Annotated in this window: 2 protein-coding genes and 1 pseudogene; 2 read left to right on the top strand and 1 reads right to left on the bottom strand. The window is 54.2% G+C overall.

Going from position 1 to position 2,115, the window contains the following annotated elements:
* Window positions 1–166 (bottom strand): annotated as a pseudogene (locus ACTHUE_RS16585) (pyrimidine 5'-nucleotidase); the annotation flags it as partial.
* A gap of 64 nt (window positions 167–230) precedes the next feature.
* Between ACTHUE_RS16585 and ACTHUE_RS16580 the strand changes: the two are divergent.
* On the top strand, window positions 231–1,232 hold the full coding sequence (locus ACTHUE_RS16580; RefSeq protein ID WP_440361239.1) for a thiamine ABC transporter substrate-binding protein: 1,002 nt from the start codon (window positions 231–233) through the stop codon (window positions 1,230–1,232).
* A gap of 111 nt (window positions 1,233–1,343) precedes the next feature.
* The coding region (locus ACTHUE_RS16575) for a mechanosensitive ion channel family protein (RefSeq protein ID WP_440424017.1) at window positions 1,344–2,115 on the top strand (772 nt) is incomplete at its 3' end.

Genomic DNA, 2,115 nt, shown 5'->3' with positions numbered 1-2,115 from the left:
ATCGGTGCCAATAATCTTGGCGCAGGTGGGAGGCGGCTTCTTCGGAAAGTTTCAGACGGCCTGCCATGTATTCGGTCATGGCGCGGTTGATGATGTAGAAAATGCCGGCTTCGGCATTGTGCAAAGTGTTGTCGAGGTCAAACAGCCAAACGGGGGAATGATTCATATCGTGCCTTGATATGCAGATTTTGTTATGATATTTCGTATTTTACCCGTACAAAGGAAAGAGAATGAAACTGAAATTGTCCGCCCTCGCCCTGTTGCTGGCTTCGGCAAACCTGTACGCCCAAACCGAAGTGCGTCTGGCCGTGCACAAATCCTTCAGCCTGCCCCAATCCGTCATCGCGCAATTTGAAAAAGCCAACGATGCCAAAGTGTCCGTCATCAAGGCAGGCAGTGGCAACGAAATGCTCAACAAGCTGATTTTGAGCAAAGCCAACCCGATTGCCGATGCGGTTTACGGTTTGGACAACGCCAACATCGGCAAAGCCAAAGCCGCCGGCATCCTCGCCGCCAGCCAACCCAAATCCGCGCCCGTAACCGCGTCCCTGCCCGATGCGCTGGCCGTCGATTACGCCTATGTCACCATCAACTACGACAAAAAATGGTTTGAACAGAAAAAACTGCCTCTGCCGCAAACCCTGCAAGACCTGACCAAACCGGAATATAAAAACCTTCTGGTGACCCCGTCTCCCGCCACATCATCGCCCGGCCTCTCCTTCCTCTTGGCCAACATCGGCGGCATGGGTGAAGAAGGCGCGTTCAAATGGTGGGCGCAAATGCGCCAAAACGGCGTGAAAGTCGCCAAAGGTTGGAGCGAAGCCTACTACACCGACTTCACCCAAAACGGCGGCGCCTACCCCCTCGTGGTCAGCTATGCCACCAGCCCGGCGGCCGAAGTCCACTACTCCAAAGGCAAATACAGCACCCCGCCCACCGGCAACCTCTTCCTCAAAGGTGGCACATTCCGCCAAGTTGAAGGCGCGGCCGTTTTGAAAGGCGCAAAACAACCCGAGCTGGCAGCCAAACTGGTGAGCTGGCTGCAAAGCGGCGAAGTGCAAAAAGCCCTGCCTGCCGAAATGTGGGTCTATCCGGCAGTCAAAAACACGCCGCTGCCCAAAGTATTCGAGTTTGCCCAAACCCCGAAACACAGCGATTCCCCCAACCGTGCCGACATCAACACCAAACAAAAACAATGGGTGAGCCGTTGGAGCAAAACCGTTTTACGTTAAACCGAAAAACTTAAAAACACATCAAGGCCGTCTGAAAAAACAAATCATTAGTTTTTCAGACGGCCTTGTTTTACAATGACCTTTTAAACAACTTCACACGCATACACAATTATGAATTTCGATCTTCAATCCCTCTCCCCCTTCTCCGGTTGGGAACAACTCGCCCAAACCGGCATGTCTTTCGGCACGAACCTGCTGGCCGCCTTGGCCATCTTCTTTATCGGCCGCTGGGTCACCACGCGCGTGGTGACACTGATGAAAACCGCACTGACGCGCGCCAAAGTCGATAAAACGCTGGTCAGCTTCCTCGGCAACGTCGCCAACATCGGCCTGCTGATCCTCATCATCATCGCCGCACTGGGTAAACTCGGTATTCCGACCACTTCCGTGACCGCCTTGATCGGTGGCGCAGGCTTGGCCGTGGCTTTGTCTTTGAAAGACCAACTGTCCAACTTCGCCGCCGGCGTGCTGATTATCCTGTTCCGCCCGTTTAAAGTCGGCGACTTTATCCGCGTCAACGGTTTTGAAGGTATCGTCCGAGAAATCAAAATGGTGCAGACCTCTTTGAGCACGCCGGACAACGAAGAAGTCGTCCTACCCAACAGCGTGGTCATGACTAACAGCATCACCAACCGCTCCTCCCTGCCCCTGTGCCGCGCCCAAGTCGTTGTCGGCGTCGATTACGCCTGCGACTTGAAAGCCGCCAAAGCCGCCGTATTGAGAGCGGCAACCGAGCATCCATTGTGTGTTCAAACCGAAGAACGACCTGCCGTCGTATACATTACCAACCTTGGCGACAGCGCCATCGAAATTACCCTTTGGGCGTGGACGCAAGAAGAAAATCTCGGCCCGTTCCGATTCGCCCTGAACGAGCAAGTGGTTG

This window comes from Neisseria sp. P0021.S005 (assembly GCF_051956955.1).
This window is presented reverse-complemented; position numbering and strand designations above follow the sequence as displayed.